Annotated in this window: 13 protein-coding genes; 7 read left to right on the plus strand and 6 right to left on the minus strand. The window is 44.4% G+C overall.

The genetic code is table 11. The features are described 5' to 3' along the window. Positions 1–7 precede the first annotated feature (7 nt). Positions 8–1795 carry a PAS domain-containing sensor histidine kinase gene (locus tag QUB10_RS16540; RefSeq protein WP_333203709.1) on the plus strand — a complete coding sequence of 596 codons (1788 nt, stop codon included), beginning with the start codon at positions 8–10 and terminating at the stop codon, positions 1793–1795. A 316-nt stretch (positions 1796–2111) separates the two neighbouring features. Next, positions 2112–2609: a hypothetical protein gene (locus QUB10_RS16545; RefSeq protein WP_333203711.1), complete on the plus strand. Its 498-nt coding sequence runs from the start codon at positions 2112–2114 to the stop codon at positions 2607–2609. 169 nt (positions 2610–2778) lie between these two features. On the opposite strand, the gene QUB10_RS16550 is transcribed toward QUB10_RS16545, so the two are convergent. Continuing rightward, positions 2779–2925, minus strand: a complete 147-nt coding sequence (locus tag QUB10_RS16550) for a hypothetical protein (protein WP_333203713.1) — start codon at positions 2923–2925, stop codon at positions 2779–2781. A gap of 452 nt (positions 2926–3377) precedes the next feature. Between QUB10_RS16550 and QUB10_RS16555 the strand changes: the two genes are divergently transcribed. Next, on the plus strand, positions 3378–4601 hold the full coding sequence (locus tag QUB10_RS16555) for a tetratricopeptide repeat protein (protein WP_333203715.1): 1224 nt from the start codon (positions 3378–3380) through the stop codon (positions 4599–4601). A gap of 243 nt (positions 4602–4844) precedes the next feature. Here QUB10_RS16555 and QUB10_RS16560 read toward each other — a convergent pair whose 3' ends face one another. Then, the gene (locus tag QUB10_RS16560) at positions 4845–10463 is read right to left on the minus strand and encodes a protein kinase domain-containing protein (protein ID WP_333203717.1); all 5619 of its coding nucleotides are present in this window, start codon (positions 10461–10463) and stop codon (positions 4845–4847) included. Positions 10464–10900: 437 nt separating this feature from the next. Here QUB10_RS16560 and QUB10_RS16565 point away from each other — a divergent pair, with 437 nt between their 5' ends. From QUB10_RS16565 to QUB10_RS16575, 3 genes are all read left to right on the plus strand, one after another. After that, the gene (locus QUB10_RS16565; protein WP_333203719.1) at positions 10901–11230 is read left to right on the plus strand and encodes a hypothetical protein; all 330 of its coding nucleotides are present in this window, start codon (positions 10901–10903) and stop codon (positions 11228–11230) included. Positions 11231–11505: 275 nt separating this feature from the next. Beyond that, positions 11506–13749: a TOMM precursor leader peptide-binding protein gene (locus QUB10_RS16570; protein ID WP_333203721.1), complete on the plus strand. Its 2244-nt coding sequence runs from the start codon at positions 11506–11508 to the stop codon at positions 13747–13749. 8 nt (positions 13750–13757) lie between these two features. Next, positions 13758–15164, plus strand: coding sequence for a SagB family peptide dehydrogenase (locus QUB10_RS16575; RefSeq protein ID WP_333203723.1), 1407 nt, complete (start codon positions 13758–13760; stop codon positions 15162–15164). A gap of 281 nt (positions 15165–15445) precedes the next feature. On the opposite strand, the gene QUB10_RS16580 is transcribed toward QUB10_RS16575, so the two are convergent. Both QUB10_RS16580 and QUB10_RS16585 read right to left on the minus strand, forming a co-directional pair. Then, positions 15446–17083 (minus strand): FAD-dependent oxidoreductase, encoded by a 1638-nt coding sequence (locus QUB10_RS16580; protein WP_333203725.1) that lies wholly within the window; start codon positions 17081–17083, stop codon positions 15446–15448. A 395-nt stretch (positions 17084–17478) separates the two neighbouring features. Beyond that, complete coding sequence (locus QUB10_RS16585) at positions 17479–18351, minus strand: S-methyl-5'-thioadenosine phosphorylase (RefSeq protein ID WP_333203727.1); 873 nt, start codon at positions 18349–18351, stop codon at positions 17479–17481. A gap of 209 nt (positions 18352–18560) precedes the next feature. Between QUB10_RS16585 and QUB10_RS16590 the strand changes: the two genes are divergently transcribed. Further along, positions 18561–18767 (plus strand): hypothetical protein, encoded by a 207-nt coding sequence (locus tag QUB10_RS16590; RefSeq protein WP_333203729.1) that lies wholly within the window; start codon positions 18561–18563, stop codon positions 18765–18767. A gap of 389 nt (positions 18768–19156) precedes the next feature. On the opposite strand, the gene QUB10_RS16595 is transcribed toward QUB10_RS16590, so the two are convergent. Together QUB10_RS16595 and QUB10_RS16600 are read right to left on the minus strand one after the other, a co-directional pair. Further along, positions 19157–19996 carry a Tab2/Atab2 family RNA-binding protein gene (locus tag QUB10_RS16595; RefSeq protein ID WP_333203731.1) on the minus strand — a complete coding sequence of 280 codons (840 nt, stop codon included), beginning with the start codon at positions 19994–19996 and terminating at the stop codon, positions 19157–19159. 20 nt (positions 19997–20016) lie between these two features. Beyond that, positions 20017–20216: hypothetical protein (locus QUB10_RS16600; protein WP_333203733.1), on the minus strand; the 200-nt coding region annotated here is incomplete at its 5' end.

Raw genomic sequence — 20216 nt, forward strand, 5'->3', positions numbered from 1 at the left:
AAATGGTATGAACTATTGGGGCAATGCAAAATCAGTTCAGGCGTTAACGGTTTATGAGGTGTGGCGCGATCGCTTCCTCCGAGATCGGCTACGCCCTGCTGTCGGAATTGCCATCTTTTTTGCCTTCACAATAACTGTCTATTTTCTGGGCGAAAGATTCTTCGCTCGCCAGGAGTTTAAAAGTGTTTATTTGTACACGAGCGCTGCTGTAGAATTGGGTTTGTTGACCTGTTTTGTGTTGCAAAAAACCTCCTTTGGACAGCGCTATCCCGGTTTGCTATTTTTGGGTTTTTCGTGGTCGCTGACGGTGGTTGTACAGCTTGGGCTAGCTGTGGCACAAGCCGGGGAATTACCAATTTTTACCTGGAGTTTAGCCTTTCTGATCCAAGCTACGCTGATGCCCGTCCGCTGGCGCCTCCACCTGATTTCTCAACTCGGCGTTTTGTTTTGCCACGTCGGGATAAATTTGGTTTTAAATCTAAGTTTTGCTAAGTATACTCCTTTTAAGTTGACCGGGTTGTACTTATATTTGTTTTGGTTTTGTTTGATTTGCGATTTGTCGGTTTATTGGTACGAATGTCTGCAACGGAAAGAGTTTAGTACCAGGCGTGAGTTGGAATCTGCTTACCAGCAGTTGGAGGCGGCGGAGGCGAAATACCGCAGCATTTTTGAGAATGCCGGCGAGGGGATTTTTCAAAGCACTCCCGATGGTCGTTATATTACTGCCAATCCCGCTTTGGCGCGGATTTACGGCTGCGATTCCCCGGAAGAAGTGACGGCAAAGTTTACTGATATTGAGCGGCAGTTGTACGTCGATCCGGCTCGCAGAAATGAGTTTTTGCGATCGATCGAGGAAAGCGGCACAGTATCGGATTTTGAATCTAAAATTTACCGCTGTGACGGCAGTATTGTCTGGATTTCCGAGAAGGCGCGGGCGGTACGGGACAGCAGCGGCGCCGTGCTTTATTATGAGGGTTTAATTGAGGATATCACGCAGCGCAAACAAGCACAAGAATCGCTACGGCTGTTTATCCACGCTCTTTCTCACGACTTGCGAAACCCGGTGGCGGGAATGTTAATGGTGCTGAAAAATTGGCAAACGAAAACCGGGGATTCGATCGCAATTCCCCGTTCTATTTTGGATCGGATGATTCAAGGTAGCGAGCAGCAATTGCGCTTGATAAATTCGCTGTTGGAAGTTCACGCCGGGGAATTGCGCGGTTTGGTTTTGCACTGCGATGCCGTTGATTTGAGGGCGATAGTTGAAGCTGCTGCGACAGATTTGGAGCCTTTAATGAATGAGGGTAAAGCTACTTTTAAAAATTTGGTTCCCGAAGATTTGCCAGCCGTGAATGCTGACAAAACTCAGTTGTGGCGTGTGTTCTCTAATTTGATTGCTAATGCTTTGAAACACAATCTGCCCGGACTTAATTTAACCGTTTCGGCTCAATTAATCAAGGCCGGTAAATTAACTATAAATCAAACAACAGCAAAACAAAACATCGACAAATTACCGATTACCAATCCACAATTCCCCATTACCAATCCCGGAAGTAGGATGATTTACTGTACCGTGGAAGATGACGGGGTGGGAATATTGCCGGAACAGTGCGAACATCTTTTTGACCTTTACGTTAGGGGCGATCAATCCCGACACTCCGTCGGTTTGGGTTTGGGTCTATATCTTTGTCGGCAAATTATTGGCGCTCACGGTGGCCAAATAGGGGTAATTAGCACTCCCGGTGCTGGGGCAAGTTTTTGGTTTACTTTGCCGCTAGCTGAGAATTTCCGTTGATTTTTTTGTATTTTAAATTACATTTAATCTAGCAACCGTCCCAGATATTTAGAACGTTATTAATTGCTGAAACCTTTGCGAAATATGCTTCTTCCTTCTGCCTGGGGCTATACTTTTGTTGTGCCGTCGCAGGTGCTTTTTGAGTGGTTCAAGCCAAATCAGTCGATCGGGCTATTTCGCTCGGACTATTGATATTAATTTAAAACCGTGGTATAGTGACCAAAATGTTTTTAAAGGAAAAAATAAATTTCCGATCTTCACATTTTCTTTAGAAACATCATTTAATCTAGAAAATCTCTAAAACTAGATAAAAAATATGCAATTTATGTTTGTCGAGCAAAGCTCAGAAAATACAGCTAAAGACGATGCAGCTAAGTACGACTCAGCTAAATATAACGAGCGGTCGTTCTCAACTTTAATTCGGGCGCTCCGTCTTTCCCAAGGTTACTTTTCTTTCGTTTTAGTCAACTGCAACTCGCTAGCTTTGCGGCAGCAAATAGTCGATCGGCTGCAAGCAAATTGTCCCGTGAAACCGCGACAACTGTTTTTGCCCAAATCGGCGACAACTCTCTACACGACAATCGCAGCAGAAATAGATGGCGAAAAGCCTCCAGCTTTAATGCTCCTCGGTTTGGAATCCGTGGAGCCGATCGATAGATTGCTCGTTTCTACCAACCTACTATGCAGCGAATTCAGCAAAACATTTTCGTTTCCCCTCGTCTTTTGGGTGACGGATGAGCTCCTGAGAAAAATCATTCGTACCGCCCCGGATTTATACAATCGGATGACGACAATTAGATTTATCAGTAATTAGTAATCAGCCCATCGATTTTAGATTTTAGATTTTAGATTTTAGATTTTAGGTTTTTAACAGTCAACAGCCCATCGATTTTAGATTTTAGATTTTAGATTTTAGATTTTAGATTTTTAACAGTCAACAGTCAACAGTCAACAGTCAACAGCCAACAGTCAACAGTCAACAGTCAACTGTTAAATTCCGCTTCCCACATCTGGACTAATTCTCGCGCCGCCGCAGTTCCCTCAGCAGGAAAACTTGCCAAAAAGTCTTTATCAGCCCCCACGTCGTAAGGCCCTTCCTTAAACTCCAAAATCACAGTATCCTGTGTCAAAGCTACTAACGTTTGACACTCTCCGGGCTAAAGCCACGGAGATTCTTAAGACTTAAGTCTTAAACGCGCTGTCAAATCGCATCTACACGCTCGAAACAACTACTTGCACGAGAAGTATTGCTGTTGCGCTTACTTTTGTTTTTAGATCGCTTTCTGATTCCATCAATAATCCAGTTAGGTACGCTCAACGACTCACTATTACGTGTTTGGACAGGCTCGGCATTGCCGAGTAGCGATCCAACCCAGGAGTTTCACCTTATGAAATCGTTTCAACACGTAGATGGTTGTTCTTACTTGCCTGTCTAAATTATAAACTTTAGCTGAGGATTTATTAGATATTTTAACAAAGTTTTATAATTAAAGCCGTCAAGCTTATGACGGGGCTTCAAACCCAATTTTTTGGTGAACAAATGGGCTAGTCTGGGATCATCGTTATCAGCATCTCTTGACACATGGAAATCGCAACTCAGGTGCGTATCACTAAGGCAATGCGTTTGTCAAGTATCTTTAGAAAAAGTATTAGCCCGATCGCCCTTTCGACTATTCTAGTCTGCGCCAATACCGTTTTTGCATCTGAACCGACGGCGGCACTGTTGGTTCAGCAGCAATTCTCACAGCAGCAACTTAAAGAAGAAATTCACGATCGAGTTCAAGAAGAAGTTGACATTGCTTTCGGGCGCACGGCGGTACTGCTGAACGGGCTGATAATTGCCCTAACTTTGTTTCCGACAGCAGCCGGAGTCGGGGTTTGGTTTCTGTTGAGCAAATTGTCCAAGCAGACAACAATTGCCCGCCAAGAAATTGAAAGTCTCCATTACGATACAATCTCTCAATTAAAACTATTAATTTCCGACGCTGAAACTATCTTAGGCGAAATTCAAAACCCAAGTCACTCGACCGAGGCAGAAACAGACCTTTTATTCCCCGATGCCCAAATTCAAGAATTTGCTCCGGTTAACTATGGCAATTACCAAAAGTTATTGACGGCCGCCGACTATGCTAAACAGGGAGATGCTTGTTTCTTTGAAAACCGTTATCAAGATGCGATCGCCGCTTACGATCAGGCCCTGCAAATTCAGCCGGATTTAGCCGATACTTGGAATAACCGAGGAGTAGTGCTCACGAGAATGCAGCGGTATCCAGAGGCGATCGCCTCTTACGAACAAGCTACTACAATTCGCCCCAATTATCCCGATGCTTGGAACAATCGAGGCGTGGTATTGTTGGAGTTGCAGAAGTACCAGGAGGCGATCGGCTGTTACGAACAAGCAATTCAAGCCAAACCCGATTATGCCGATGCTTGGAACAACCGAGGCGTTGCTTTTTCCAAAATGCAGGAGTACGAACAAGCAGTAATTTCTTACAATCAAGCCCTACAAATTAAAAATGATTATACTGACGCTTGGAACAATCGAGGCGTTGCACTCTCCAAATTGCAAAAATACGAAGATGCGATCGCTTCCTACGACAATGCTGCTAAAATCCGACCTGATTTTTACCGAATTTGGTACAACAAAGCCCGATGTTATGCCCTACAAGGTAAAATTGAATTAGCCATTGAAAATTTAAAGCGCGCCCTCAATCTCAATCCGAATGTATGTAAAGAGTTGGCAAAAAGTGAAGCTGATTTGGAGAAGATTCGCGAACATGAAGCCTTCAAGCAGTTGATTAATTGAGCGGAACTAAGTAGATGAGTGGGAAAATACCTACAGCCTATTCCAGGTTTACGAAGTTTAGGGACAAAGGTTTTCGCCGTTTCCCTACGGGGATATGACGCTAGGCGGGGGTACTTCATAAGCGTGGAATCTGCTGTAATACCAATTTTAAAAAAGAATGCAACAGTATTCTTGTTCCCCCCGCAATGCAGCGGGGGGGCTAGGGGGGGTCGAAGAGTGTTGCACGATTTTAGAGAATTAGTATTACTTCTGTTTGATTACTACCAAAGTAATGTCATCAAATACTTTTTGCTCCCCGATGTATCGCCGCACGTCGTCAATAACAGCTTGCTTGATTTCTGTTGCTGACTTTTCCCTGTTAAGGACAACAACTTCAATCAATGGCTCGATACCGTATTGATTTTTATTCATATCAAAAGCTTCGGTAATTCCATCTGTGTAGAGTACGACAACATCCCCCGAATTCAACTGTATTTCAGTAGAAGCAATGAAATCGGCAATATCTGCTTCCAAGGCGATGGGAAAACCTAACTCTATGGTATCAATCCGCTCTACTTCGCCGCTGTCACGCACGACAATCACCTCTTCGTGCTGTCCGCTCAAATGCAGGGTGTTGTCCCCCCGATATTCCAGCAAAGAAAGGCTCATATTTTTACCGGAATCCATGCGCTCTACGTTGTCAAAAAGCGTTTGGTTGACTGTCTGTAATAATTTAACGGGGTCGGTTTCCTTGTGAACCAGCAAAGTGCGAATTGCTGTTTGCGCCATAATCATTAACACGCCACTTTCTAAACCGTGTCCTGTCACGTCGCCGATGCCAATTGTGGCTTTACCGCCGTGATTTAGTACGTCGTAGTAGTCGCCACCAACTTCATCAGCCGGTTCCATGAAGGCAGCAATTTCTAGCCCTGCAATTGAGTCTAATTCCTGCTGTTGAGGCAAAATCATTTGTTGCAGGCGGCGGGTTACGTCTAGTTCGGCACTCATACGAAGGTTTTCTACTTTTAGCCGTTGGTTCAAAACCAATATTTCTTTATTAGCTTGGGCTAATTGTGCGGTGCGTTCTTCTACTTTTTGCTCTAGGGTTTGATAAAGTTGGGCATTTTCTAGGGCGATAGATGCCTGGGAAGATAGGAGTTGTAAAACTTCTATTCGCGCTGGGGTGAATACTTTTTCTGCTAGGTTGTTTTCTAAGTAAACTACGCCCATGAAGCGACCTTGATTGATGATGGGAGTACAGAGTATGGATTTGGTTTGATGGGCAACAATATAGGGGTCGGCGGCAAACATTGCCTCGGTGGTAGCATTGTTTAAGACGGCAGGTTTTTTGGTTCTTTCTACATAGTTGATGACGCTGATGGGGAGGAATTCGGGGAGGGGCAGATGGGGGATTTGTGAGAGGGTGATGTTGTCGCCTTCCACTTGTCCGACGGCTTCTATGGTGAATGTGTTTGAGTGTTTGAGTAGCAAATATCCGGTTTGTGCGCCGGCATTTTCTATGGCGATTTTGATTAGTTTTGCTAGCAATTCACTGAGGACTATTTCACTGGAGATGGCTTGGGCGGCTTTGAAGACGGAGGCTAAGTCAAATCCTTCGGAATTGCTGCTACTGGTAATGATGGTGGCTAAGGTGAGGCTGGTTTCTGGGGGTTTTTGAGCGTTGATTTTGGCGAAGAATTGCGGATATCGGGTTTCTAAGTCTTTGACTTTGGCTTTGGCTCCCCAGCGGATGTAGCAGTAGTATGCTTCTAGTAGGAAGAAGCGGGCCATGTTTTCTTGGCCGCGAGTTAGGTGAAATTCGCCGGTGAGTTCGTTGGCGAGGGCTTCTTCTTGGGTGTATTGTTGTTCTCTGGCCCCGGTGATGGCCGCATCGTAGAGGGTGATGGCTGCGGGGTAGTCTCCTAAAATTCTCGCTTTTTCTGCTTCTACTAACTCGTATTTGTGTTGGTAGTTGGCGGGGCAATTGTTGGCCCAATGTCTCATTGTTTGTTGATTGGTGGCTACTTGTTGGAGATATTCTCTCTGTTCGGTTTCGCTGACGTGGGGATATTGAGCGAGGAGGCTGAGGGAGTAGTAAAAGTTGAGTTGTGCTGTAGCCATCAAACCGCCAGCAGGTGCCTTATATTTATCTGCTTGTCGAGCATTCTCAACGGCGACTTCTGGTTCTTTAAATAAATATGAAAGTAAAGTTTTAAAAGTGTATATAAAAAACAAGTTATAATAATTATTCATTTGTAATGCAGCTTCAATAGACTCTTTTTCATTATATTGATCGCCTGTTAACTCAGTTAGTCGGTTTGACTGACCCAGTAAATTCAAGTAAAGTTGTTGACACATCTTAATAGCTTCAAAAGAATGAGATTGCTTTAGTTTGCCAATCAAAGATACATACTCTCTGGTTTTAACATCAAGCAAATCTAAGTCGTTGCCCGCAAAGAATATATGAAGATTATTTACTATAATTGCGTAACACCCATACTCTAAATTTCCTGTTTCTAGCCCACTATTAACAGCGTCTTGCAAAGAGTCTATGGTTTCCCTAACATGGTCTTTCCAGTGTCGAATAGATAAGTTAAAGCAATATAAAACAATTACTTTTATATTTTTGGCATTAAATTGCTCCAAAAATCTTAAAGATAACTGACCAAATCTATATCCTGAATCAATATCTCCAGAAGCAGTCAAAAAGATACCATAATGAACGTACACGCCAGCAGCTAAAGGAGGATTTCCGTAAGTTAAGCAGAGATCCACCATTGCAAATAAAAGCCGTGGCAGTAAAGCAGGATTCGTAATATAAGCAGCCGAAGTAACACTTAAAAGAATCCGAATTGCGGCAAACTTATAAGGATCGGTCATTTCGGGAAGGTCGCATAAATCCTCAATTTGTTTATTTTCTTCGGTCATTTTTCTTGAAATTACCTGAATCAAAATTCCGGGATTTTCTGACATTTTCGACAGCGAAATACCTAATTTTTCCAGCACTTCTAGCCCTGTATCTATTGCTTCTGATAGCCTGTATTGAGAAATATAAGACTGAATTTTTACCTCGTAAACTTTCACTCTGTCTAAAAGCGTTTTTCCCTCTTGCAGCACAACTTCTAAAAGCTGTTCCGCCCGTGCAAAATTACCGTTTAAATATTCAGCTTCTACGGTTTCCACATAGATAGGCAGCGTCAAGTCATAATCACTCAGCCAACTATCGGCAGCCAGCAGTCCCAAACTGAGATTAAAATAATTAACAGCCGCTTCAAAGGCTGCGGATGCTTTAGCTTTTTGACCGGCAATCAAGTTAAGTTCTGCTAACAGGTTTTTGTCTGACTGTGCGGCTAGTAGCGGTAATTCCTCTGTGGTTGTCTCTATACCAAAATTCAATTGATTAACCAGGGCAAAAATATTGTTTTTGCGTTCTTCTGCTGTGGTATTTTGCAGCAGCAGTTGACCGATTTGGAAGTGAGTTGATTTTTTCTCGGTTTCGGGAATCAGAGAATAGGCAGATTGCTGCACTCTGTCGTGCAAGAATTTGTAATCTACTTTCACATCTTGCAGCCGCACTGATTCAGATTCCGAATCGACAAATACCAAGGGAATTTTGTAGGCTTCGGAGAGGGGTAAAATCAAACCCGCCTGAAGCGCTGGCCACAACTGTGCCCCGGATACTAATTCTGATGCTTGGTTGACAATCGCTAAAACATCTAAGTTGAAAGTGTTGCCAACGCAAGCGGCAAGTTTTAAGGCTTTCTGAGTAACCTCTGGTAGTTTTTGAATGTTTCTAGCAATCAGTTCGACCACGTTTAAATCGGTAATGCCAATGGCTTGGATTGCCTCGATATCCCATTGCCATTTATCGCTGCTGGCTTCATAATGCAGCAGGTTTTCCAAGGCGAGGGTTTTCAGCAGTTGGGTTAAAAAGAAAGGGTTGCCTTGGGTTTTGCTAAACAGGAGTTGTGAAAAGGATTGAATGCGTTTTGTGGCTGCGGATTCATTGAGAGTATCGGCAATCAGTTGGCTAACATGATTTAGCGCTAAAGGTTGGACGGTGATGTTGTTGAGATTTGCCCCCGATGCGCGGATTTTTTCTAAGGTTTGAATTAAAGGGTGAGTGGGGTTGACTTCGTTATCGCGATATGCTCCAATGATTAACAAAAATTGGCTGTCAGAGTCACTCATCAGCAGTTGCATCAGTTTCAGGGAGGCTGCATCTGCCCACTGCAAGTCATCTAAAAAAAGGACAACGGGGTGTTGGGGCTGACAAAAGACTTTGAGGAATTGTTGAAAAACTCGATTGAAGCGGTTTTGTGATTCTGTTGGCCCTAATTGCGGTACTTCTGGCTGGGGGCCGATAATGAATTCAACTTCGGGGATGACATCAATAATGACTTGGGCATTGGGGATCAGGGCATCTAAGAGTTGATGTTTCCAACTGGCAACTTGTCCGGCATTTTCTGTGAGTAATTGGTTAATTAAGGCTTGAAAAGCTGTGATGATGGCTGAGTAGGGAATGTTACGGTTAAATTGGTCAAATTTGCCGGAAATGAAATAACCCCGCTGGCGGACTATGGGTTTGTGAACTTCGTTGACGATGGCGGTTTTGCCAATGCCCGAATAACCGGATACTAGGATCATTTCGGCATGGCTTTGATCCCGCCCGGCCCCCCTTGATAAGGGGGGGGTAAGAGAGGGTTCTTCGCTTGGAACCCCCCCGGCCCCCCTTGCTAAGGGGGGAGTAAGAGGGGATTCCTCTAAAGCCCCCTTACTAAGGGGGTTGGGGGTTAGAGATGTTGGGGTTATAGAGGGTTCTTCGCTTGGAACCCCCCCGGCCCCCCTTGCTAAGGGGGGAGTAAGAGTGGATTCCTCTAAAGCCCCCTTACTAAGGGGGTTGGGGGTTAGAGATGTCGGGGTTATAGAGGAGTGGCTAATTCTTTCAAAGGCGGCTAGTAATTCTATTACTTCCTGTTCGCGGCCGTAAAGTTTTTGTGGTATCAGTAATTGGCTACCTTTGTCACGGGTGGCAATGGCAAAAGGTGCTATTGTTCCTGTAGCAAGCAACTGATTTAAACAAGTTTCTAAGTCAAATTTTAATCCCGCTGCGCTCTGATATCTCTCTTCGGCATTTTTCGCTAAGAGCTTCATTACGATATCAGAAATAATTTGAGGAATTTCTCTAATTTCACAAATAGGTAAAGGCTGTTTAGCTAAGTGACAATGTATTAACTCCATCGGATCGACCGTAGAAAAAGGTAACTGACCCGCCAGCATTTCGTATAAAGTAACTCCTAAAGAATAATAGTCGGTTCGGTAATCTACCGAGCGGTTCATTCGCCCCGTTTGTTCTGGGGAGAGATAGGCGAGAGTACCCGCCAGTTCTGAGGGGTTGCTCACAGATTGATTTTCTTGTTGCAGGCGGGAGGAAATGCTAAAGTCAGTGAGTTTGACTTCGCCTGTGGTAGAGTTAATAATGATATTGCCCGGTTTAATATCTTTGTGAATAATCGAATGGCGGTGCAAATAATCTAAGGCATCTATTAAGGCAATGGCAATTCTCAGAACTTCTGTCAAAGGGAAGGTTTGGTTAGTAAGTAACTGGTCGAGAGAGGAGCCGCCAAAATCTTCTAAGATTAGGGCAAAGCTATTGCGATAGTTTTCTAGGCTATAGACTTTGGTGATACTAGAACTGTCTAGGGGTTGGGTAATTTTGTATTCATTTCTGAGGCGGGTGACTTCTTCCAGAGTTGGGTACTCGGATTTGAGGAGTTTGACGATAATGGGTTGCTGGTCTGCTTCGCGGTAGCCTCGATAAACCAAACTTTTTACGCCGCTGTGAAGTTCTTGTACAATGCGATATCCGTTAAGTCCGAGCATAGTCCCTGCGCTGGTTGGTATTGTGCTTGTTAGTGATATTAGCCTATCGGGAGTGAAAACCACTGTATCATCAAGAAAATCCGTAAAAATTCATATTTTGCATGACGATAGAAAAGCTGTAGGGGCGGGTTCACCAACAATATTTGGTGAAAATCAACCATCTGATAAACCCGCCCCGGCCGGAATATTATGATGGTCAACTCATCGGATAGGATATGACATGAAGCGATCGGGAGATTTGTCGTTGGGTGGGGGCGGGTTTATGAGATAATCTATCTTAACCAAATATTGTTGGTGAACCCGCCCCTACAACATTTAACATAATACAATAAGCCAGGTCGCGGTCAATAGTTGCTGATCGAGACTGTAGAGAACTCATCTGTTATAGAATAACAGCAAAATCTATATTTCCCACAAAAGGGAGCTAGGAGAAAATTATGGCATTTCCGCAGGATTGGAGAAGCGCTGAAGCTGAAATATCTCGGTTCATTGCTCAGTCATGGTTAAACCCTGAACTTTACAATAACTTGCTCACTCGACCCACCGCTACCCTCCGGGAGGCTGGATTAATTGAAGACTTCGTAGAAGTCCGCATCAATCAGAGTCCCGATGCAGTTCCCGTCCTTCTAGGTACTCAAGGGGAAACGGTGATTTATGTCCTACCCCTACCTCCCAAACCCGATGATCTGACAGAGGAACAGATTAGCAGTTGGCTTGATGGGCGGGCTGAGATATTACCAGGAAGACTTAGGGTCTGTTGCACCTAAAGTTCCTTTAGCTTACCGCAGGCGGAACCCGTAGCTTGCCAGTTTTTCGGCCCCGCTTGTCTAGTCGCAGCGGGGCCGCTTCAGGAGAGTTGGCTGTAGTAAAGAGACGTAATTTTTCCCAACCTACTTCCCTTATTTTTGGGATTGTATCTGAATTATATGGCTGCGGCGGGTTTATATTATTTGTTAATAATTATCCCATATCACCGCTAACCCGCCCCGGCTTTTATCTGACGCTAAAATCCATTCAAACATTATATTAAACACCCTTCAGGATGCTCTACCAACCAAAGTTTAAAAATTGCTTCACCGTCGAAATCATCAAATCGGTGGGAGTATTCCTGATCTCCGAGTCAGATTCCTTCGTCCTCTCAGGCCACCTTTACGAACTATTAACCCCCTTAATTAACGGTAACAACACCGCAGACGAAATCGTCAATCAACTGCGAGGTCAAGCCTCACCGCCAGAAATTTACTATACCCTAGCCCTGCTAGAAAAACAAGGCCACCTGATCGAAAACGACACCTCCCTCCCCGATGAAACTGCTGCATTCTACACCCTTTTAAACATCTCCCCTCAGCAAGCCACATCGCGCCTACAATCCCTCAAAGTAGCCGTCATCTCCTACAGCCAAATTCCAGCAGAAACTTGCATTAGCGCCCTAGAAACCCTCGGCATTCAAACCTCGGCCACCGCAGATATCACCGTCATCCTAGCCGACGATTACCTGCAACCAGAACTGGGCGAATTCAACCAAAAAGCCCTTCAAACAGGCAACCCTTGGCTACTCGTCAAACCTACAAGTTCCACAATTTGGGTTGGCCCGATTTTCCACCCCGAAACCACCGCCTGCTGGGAATGTCTCGCCCAACGCCTGAGAGCAAATCGCCCCACCCAAAGCTTCATCCAGCGTCAAAAAAACTACTCAACACCCTTATTAAATCCCCCATCTTACCTACCTTCCACCCTACAAATGGGTTTAAATTTAGCCGCCACAGAACTAGCAAAATGGATTATCCAAGGCAATAATAAAACCTTAGAAAATACAATAATTGCCTTTGACACCAAAACCCTCAAAACCACCAACCACACCATAACTAAACGCCCCCAATGCCCCGAATGCGGTCAACTTCCGCCCCAAGAAATCCAGCCCTTTGTCCTCCAAAGCCAGAAAAAAACCTTTACCGCCGACGGCGGACATCGCGGCTTTTCCCCAACCGAAACCCTGCAAAAATTTGACAGCCAAATCAGTCCCATAACCGGAGTTGTGCGCGGTTTACTCAAAGTTCCCCAAACAACCAATGCTTTAACACCGAACTACTTAGCCGGCCACAATTTCGCTACCATGTTCGATGACTTGTACTTCCTCAAAGAAAACTTACGCGGCAGAAGTGCCGGCAAAGGCAAAACCGACGAACAAGCCAAAGCCAGTGCCTTGGGAGAAGCCATTGAGAGATATTCCGGCGTATTTCAAGGCGACGAAATCCGAAAAAAAGGCAGCTATCAAACAATGGGAGAAACCGCCCTTCACCCCAATGATTGCATGGGTTTTAGTGCAGCGCAATATAACACTCGCCACGAATGGAATAAAACCTGTAATAACTTCTTTCAAAGAGTCCCCGAACCCTTCGATACCAGCCGAGAAATTGACTGGACACCAATTTGGTCATTAACTCATCAACGAGTCAAATATTTACCCACAGCTTACTGTTATTACGGCTATCCCAAACCCGAAAAACCCGACTGTTGGGCGGACTCCAACGGTAGCGCCGCCGGCAATACCAAAGAAGAGGCAATTTTGCAAGGATTTATGGAATTAGTCGAGCGAGATAGCGTTGCCTTGTGGTGGTACAATCGAGTTAAAGTCCCCGCAGTTGATTTAGATAGCTTTAACGATTCCTACATTCAAGAACTCAGAAACTATTATCAAAGTATAGAGCGAAGTCTCTGGGTTTTAGACCTCACCAGTGATTTTAACATTCCCGTTTTTGCCGCCCTTTCTCACCGCATCGACAGAGAAATCGAAGACATTATTTTTGGTTTTGGCGCACATTTCGATCCCAAAATTGCCCTATCTCGCGCTTTAACAGAAGTCAATCAATCGTTACCCGCAGTATTAACCTTTAACAGCGATGGTAGCACAAATTACGGCGTTTCCGACGGCCTCACTGTTGAGTGGTACAAAACCGCCACCCTAGAAAATAAATCTTATTTAACGCCCGATACTTCCCAACCTTTAAAATTACTATCTGACTATCCCCCCTTAGCCAGCGATGATTTAAAAGCAGACGTTGAAAAGTGCGTAAAAATAGCTGAAACATTAGGCTTAGAAACCTTTGTTTTAGATCAAACCAGGCCCGACATTGGCTTAAATGTCGTCAAAGTTATAGTACCAGGAATGCGGCACTTTTGGAAACGCTTAGCACCAGGGCGACTTTATGACATTCCCGTGAAATTAGGCTGGCTAGATGCACCAATCCCCGAACACCAAATCAACCCATTCCCGATATTCTTTTAAGATTAATTATGAGTGAAACCATCCCCCAAATCATCCTTTCTTTTAAGCCAGAAATTTCTCTAATTGAGGATGCCGAAAAAGGCTTAATTTTAAAAGCCCCATACATCGACTTTAACCTCAACAAACTCTCCCCCGGAATTGTCGCCGCGATTAAAGTTATTTCTACCGCAGGCGCCACCGAAACAGCCCTAACTCAACTGGTAGTTGCTACCGATGGCAGTTCCGCCCTCGCTAAATTCTACTACTACCTAGAACAATTTGTCATCCTGGGTTTAGTTTACCATACTTTAGAAATAGACGGCAGTGCGATCGCTACAGCCGTGCCAATAGCCACACCCTATAAATGGCAATTATCAGAGACAATTACTGATAATAACTATCAACTTTCACGCTTTGCCTATTGCCACTCAGAAAAATCCCATCTTGTAGTAGAATCTCCCCTTTCCAAAGCCAAAATCATTCTCAAAGATTGGCGCAGTGCAGCTTTAATTAACGAACTTTCGCGACCTAAAGCCATCTCGGATTTAACCACAATTCCGGGGGTTTCTGAAGCCACCGCCCGATTATTTATCAGCTTTTTGTTAACTACTGAAGTGCTATCATCTGTTAACAACAATAGCAGCTTAGAACCAAGTAAAACTCTAACTCAATGGGAATTTCACGATTTATTATTTCACTCCCGCAGTCGCGGCGGCAGACATTCCAATCTGATGGGCAAAACCTTTCGATTTTTAGGGCAAATCGAACCGACACCCGTGCTCAAAGCCAAACCATCCAACGAGATTATTAATCTTTATAAACCTGACCTAGACAGTTTGAAACAAACAGATAGACCTTTTACAGCAATTTTAGAATCAAGAAAATCCATTCGGCAACATGGAGAAAAGCCGATTACTGTTGAACAATTAGGAGAATTTCTGTATCGTTCCGCGAGATTGCGCGAGATTGTCCCCAGAGATAACATGGATTGCAGCAATAGACCTTATCCAACCGGAGGCGCTTGCTACGATTTAGAGATTTATACAGCTATCAATCGCTGTGAAAATATTGAGGCTGGCTTGTATTATTATGCACCCGAAGAACACCAACTTTGTAAAATTTCTGGGAAAACAAAGCAGGTAGAAGCATTGCTAAAAAGTGCAGGCTTGTCAGTACAGATAGAGGTAGAACCACAGATTTTAATTCTGCTATCCTCTCGGTTTTCGAGAGTAACTTGGGGCTATGAATCAATGGCCTATAGTCTAATATTAAAGCACGTTGGGATTTTGTATCAAACGATGTATTTAGTGGCAACAGCAATGAATCTCGCGCCGTCGGGAGTTGGCGGGGGAAATTCCGAGTTATTTGCAGCAGCGGCAGGATGCGATTATTTTGCCGAATCCTCAGTGGGAGAGTTTATCTTGGGGAGTCGGTGATTAGTTTCCTATACAGGTAGGGACACGGCACTGCCCATTGGTGTCAACTTAACTTCTAACCCAGTCACAGACTCGGGTTTGACTATTAAACTTAGATCCCCCCTAGCCCCCCTTAATAAGGGGGGGACAGGAATATTCTCAAAGTCCCCCTTCTTAAGGGGGATTTAGGGGGATCTAGACTGGGCTAAAAGCGAGATTTATCAGGGGTTTCAGTCTTAAGTTGACACCAATGGGAACTGCGGTGTCCCTACTACGGGGATTGACGAAAATTAAAATGAATTTTACGACCCTAAATCATAACTGGGTGGCAACCATGCAGGCCGACTCAAGTTAAAGTTTTCCTCTAACATTAATTCTGCACTATTCAACGCTCCTTGCACCCATCCTTGCATATTTGAATAGGCTTCGCCACAGACATAAACATTAGCAGCATGAATCGGATGCCGCATCTGTTTCATCACTTCCCAGGGCTGACAGCGGGGGTTCCAAGAGTGCCATCCTCCCCCGTAGGGATCTTTTTGCCAGTCGATATAAAGGGCGGTATAAGGTTCTGGAATATCTGCTAAATTGTGTAGGGCTTTGATTTGTCGCTGGGCCGTCCGTACCATGTTCTGAGAAGGAACTAAGGGGTCTGTGGTAATAGAACCATCACTTTTCAGAAAAGCTCTCAATTCCAGTTTTTCGCCTCGTTCTCCGCGAAAAGCTGGACGTTTTTCTGGGTTATCTGGATTATAGGCCATCGTTCGCCAAAAACCCGCAGCAATATTATCAGAAAAAACACTTAATAATAGCGAGTTGTGATTGTTGGGATCGCCCCCTTGGGTGCTTTCTGTACCGAAGTAGTAACACTTTTGCATCGGCAAATCTGTAGCTGAAGTACCACCATGAATATTTAGTTCGTGCCACCAAGGAGTATGATAGCCGAGGAAAAGTTTGTAAGCGGAATCGCCACTAACAGTTTGGATATTTTCCTGAAAAGTTGAATTGCTAAATAGGAAATTCTGCTGATTTTCTACGGCCAACAGTTCTAGCGATCGCTTCGGCATTGCTAAAATCAGATGTTTCGCGAACACGGGCGGGAGGGAATGGCCAGCGCGATCGACAAAATTTAACCTAATCAGCCCTTCAGAGGTGCGATCGAAGGTTTTTAATCGATGATTTAGGCACACTTCCCCACCCTGTCTCTCAAATTCTGTCGCGAGGGTTTTCGGTAATGTTTGGTAGCCATCAGCCATCATGTACCAAGTATCGCTGTAGGGAAGAGACATACTCGTAGCGATCGCACTAGCCGCATTCCAAGTACCCAAATCCGAATAGAAAAAGCCTGTATCCAAACAGAGATTGTAAGCCTCGTTGCTAATTTCCTTCAGCAACACTTCCCAAATACTCAAATCATACAAGTGTTGACCGTCAATTTTCAGCGTTTCGCGATCGCGCTTCCACTCTTGTGAGGCAAAATAGGCCGCAGTCAATTTTTGATCGGGAATCGCCCGCCCAACAGCCAAATCGAACAATTCCTCATAATTTTTACCTTCTTCATCCGGCCGTAAATTATAAGGTACTTTATCCGGTTGGTTAAATTCACTCATCAACAAATGGCGATCGCGAACATATGCCCGTACTCCCGGACTGCTAAAGTCAACAACCGTTGTCTTCAGGTTCAGCAACTGAATCAATTCCCAGACAATAGCCTGAGATTCCGTCACATACATCCCACCCAACTCAGCCTGAACATGAGGCATCCCCGGCATTGTCATTGATAATAACCGACCACCAATGCGATCGCTCAATTCATAGAGACGAATCTTAGAAGATTTGTGATGAGATGCTAACCGCCAAGCAGCGTAGACCCCAGAAACGCCACCACCCACAACTGCAACATCAATCATTTGATTTGGCTTAACTGCACTATTACTCATAACTTCCTAGTAAAATTCCCACCTAAAAAATTACTTATCGATCAATCAGCGTCAGGACACTCCAAGAACCTATTAGCGTCAAGTTACATAAAGAGAAAAAACCATCGTAATATAATCAGTCATTGGCCAATAGTAATTCGCATTTAAATTGCATACTAAAAGAAATTTTTCCTCGTGTGGGGAGTAGGGGTTGGGCATCTTGCCCGCCCTCAACATACAAATTAAATGCACAACAGTTTAGTAATTCGCCTCACTTTGATATTGATTGTACGGCATTGCATAATTTTGGGAGGACTCTTGTAGGGTGAACTCTTATAGCCACGCCGAAAAATAAGGGTTTTCAGCTTTGATAAAATTCAAAATCATCCCGCAAATATGCAACGCCTCACTTTCAACTACAAATATTTCTGCAACAACAAACCCATTTTCTCCTTAGTTGCGGTCGGCACTTGATCCAGCCGAGTCAGAATTGCATATTTTAAAGCTGAATGTGCATCAGATACTGGGGGGTTTTCTGTTAGTCTACGGACTGTTTCTTGAATGACTTTTTGAGCATTCTCTGCATTGCGGTGCAAATTGGCTATTACCATTTCTACTGTTACGCTGTCGTGTTCGGTATGCCAGCAGTCGTAGTCTGTGACTAATGCTAAAGTTGCGTAGGCAATTTCAGCTTCTCTCGCTAATTTTGCTTCCGGCAAATTTGTCATCCCAATGACTGTGGCATCCCAACTGCGGTAAAGGTGGGATTCTGCTTTTGTGGAAAATGCGGGGCCTTCCATGCAGACGTAGGTGCCGCCCCGGTGGAGGTTAACGTCGGGGAGGTTCAAGGATTCGATCGCACTTGCTAACACTTTAGCCAATTCGCCGCAAACCGGATCGCCGAATGTGATGTGACCGACTATTCCTTCTCCAAAAAAAGTAGAAACTCGATTTTTTGTACGATCGATAAACTGATCCGGTACTACCATATCTAAAGGTTTCGCCTCTGTTTTCAGGGAACCAACCGCCGACGCTGAGATTAAATACTCAACTCCCAAACTCTTCATTGCATAAATATTTGCGCGATACGGCACTTCTGAGGGCAAAAAAGTGTGGTTGCGGCCGTGTCTAGCCAGAAATGCTACGGGCGTACCGTCCAATGTTCCCACAATTGCGGCATCCGATGGCGCTCCAAAAGGTGTATCAATTTTCACCTCTTCAATATCCTTGAGGGCCTCCATTTTATACAAACCGCTGCCGCCGATAATTCCGATTTTTGCTTGTGCCATTTTTACCCTCTGCTTGAGTTTTACCACAGTGATTCTATCGGGCCATCGTTAAGTTGGCGTAAAGATAATTGAAGATTTCGTGACAACAGTCACCCGACATACACTATTTTGTCACCAAAATCATGTGATATTAATCACAAAGTAGCTTCACAAAATCTTTAAAAATAAAGGTACACAGTTCTGTTACTTATTTTTAGCGTGTTAAGCTCATGACAGTCAGCTCTGCTAACCTCCCCAAAATCTCGATCGAGGCGATCGTCCAGCGCATCTTTGCTTTTCGTCAAATCACCCCCCTTGACAGACGGCTGCTGAAATCAGCCATGCTAGCCCAGAATGGTCTTAACGAAAAAGACCAGTGTCACATCAACCGAGTGTGTCAGGGCATCCAAAACGGCTTGATTTTAGTTGTAGAATAAATTTCCAGCACTATATCTTGCTAGCTCAAGAAGGTGTTTTAAAATTTGTGTCTGAGTCTGTATCTGCTAAAACTGCGTTCGAGCGCTGTTTTACTATTTTTCGGCGCGCGATTGATCAACATCACAAATAATATTATTTATATCGTTGCCGGTTGCATCGGAATTAATAAAATCGAGTCAACAGTTAACATTCAACCATCCAGTTTTGCGACCCCTCCTTCTACATTCAGCAGTCAGTCGATTTTAGATTTTAGATCTTAGAATTGACTCCACAGATGAATCGGGAAGCTGGAAATTAGGTGTAAAATATTTCGCTTCTCAACAGTCAACAGTCAGCAGTCAACAGTCAACAATCATTTCCCTCGTGCAACCGGAATTGATATTACATCTTATCGATCAAAATTCAGCAGCCAAAAGCCTGTATAAGTCATGCCACTATCATCGGGCTGCACTAACAAAAAATGTAATCCTTTACTTAATTGCTTACGCTGTTGGTAAATTTGGGCCGCGGCTTTCACCTCGCTATCTTCAAAAGTAGCCACAACCCACCTATCTACTAACCCAGCTTCCAATATCAATCCGTCTGGTTCTCCAGCGATATAATTCAAAGCAAAAGGTTTGGCATCCTGAAGCCATCTAGCCAACCGCATAGACTGGCGTCCGCCGTCAATCACCACTCCCGGTACGGGTACTGTTGAGGCCAAGCCCAAATTCAGCGGTAACAGCAATTCTGGCATTTCCAAAATTGGCAGGGGACGCCCTTGGAAAGCCTCTTCAATGTCGCCGGCGGGTAGGGAAGCAAAACGCCAGCCATCCCCCCAGAGGTTTTCGGGTAAGGGTACGGGCGGCGGCGAGTCGAGGGCGATCGCGCTGTAAGTTTCACCTGTATAATTAGGCATACTCGAATATTCTTTGGCGCGTTGTTGCAGCAGCAATTTCAGAGCAGCAGTGCGCCGAGTCGCTTCCACCTTGACACCCAAAACTTTGCCCGCAGCTTCGATTAAGCCCAGAGACTGAGGCCTAAATACTTGAATCAAGTCGGGCAAATTCTGAGTTTGAGCTTGCTGCTGCAACTGCGAAGCTAGCCAATTAGAATTTGCGTCTCCCTGGCTACAAACAGCGCTAAATTGAAAACTGCCTTCCGAGTCGCAAATTAAGAGTTCCCACAGTGGTTTGCCAGTTTCGTCTTGGAGAGGGCGGCGGTAAAAATCGGCTTGCCAAATACGCATAAATAATTTAAAAATAAAATCTACAACTCGATAATTTTAATATAGCCTGGTGACAATCCGATACAATACCGAACTTTGAAAAAAAACTTCGAGCGATATAGCCATCCTCGCATCATTTGTGAATTTCTTACTCCCTCCCCTTTATAACCCACATTCCGCACCCCCAACTGGCACATACGCGGATTGAGGGGGTAAAAGTGAATCATCCGAGACAAAGCGT

The sequence above is a fragment of the Microcoleus sp. B5-D4 genome (genome assembly GCF_036705145.1).
Classification (GTDB): domain Bacteria; phylum Cyanobacteriota; class Cyanobacteriia; order Cyanobacteriales; family Microcoleaceae; genus Microcoleus.